Source organism: Psychromonas sp. SR45-3 (genome assembly GCF_014163575.1).
In the GTDB taxonomy this organism is placed as follows: Bacteria; Pseudomonadota; Gammaproteobacteria; order Enterobacterales; family Psychromonadaceae; genus Psychromonas; species Psychromonas arctica.
In genome coordinates this window covers 1-630 of the sequence record NZ_JACJDP010000100.1, presented here as the reverse complement: position 1 = coordinate 630, position 630 = coordinate 1, and the positions used below count along the sequence as shown (strand labels likewise).

2 tRNA genes are annotated in these 630 nt (G+C 42.4%); both read right to left on the bottom strand.

The features are described from left to right. Nucleotides 1–179 precede the first annotated feature (179 nt). Nucleotides 180–255, bottom strand: a tRNA-Ala gene (locus tag H5084_RS19290). 114 nt (nucleotides 256–369) lie between these two features. Further along, nucleotides 370–446 (bottom strand) — tRNA-Ile (locus H5084_RS19285). Nucleotides 447–630: the final 184 nt, after the last annotated feature.

Sequence of the window (630 nt, the reverse complement as noted above, 5' to 3'; positions counted from 1 at the left end):
TTTATTTATCACACCAATCAACACCAAAGTGCCATTGTTTTTGTGCGATAAATAAGAACATTTATCAGCTTTCCTAATTGTTAAAGAGCAGACTTTTTCGTTAAAAAAAGCCTTAGATAAATAGGATAACTTATCTAAGGCTTCTAACATGTCGGACACTTATTCTTATTAAGAATGAGTGGTGGAGCTATGCGGGATCGAACCGCAGACCTCCTGCGTGCAAGGCAGGCGCTCTCCCAGCTGAGCTATAGCCCCAACATGGTATAGATAGTTTTTTATTTGTTACCAAATCATGCTAGAACAAGGCATAAAGCAAGGACGTTTAGTTCACTAAACGACGCGCTTTATAACGCAGTACTAGTGTGATTTTGGTGGGTCTGGGCAGATTCGAACTGCCGACCTCACCCTTATCAGGGGTGCGCTCTAACCAACTGAGCTACAGACCCAATAAAAAGTCTATCTAATCTCTTCTACTTTCTAATCAAACAATCTGTGTGGGCACTCATTGCTCCGACGCACATTTGCTACGCAAATCTACTCTCGGGTTAAGTTTTTGCTACGCAAATACTTAATGTGTGTTTCTTTACGTAAGGAGGTGATCCAGCCCCAGGTTCCCCTAGGGCTACCTTG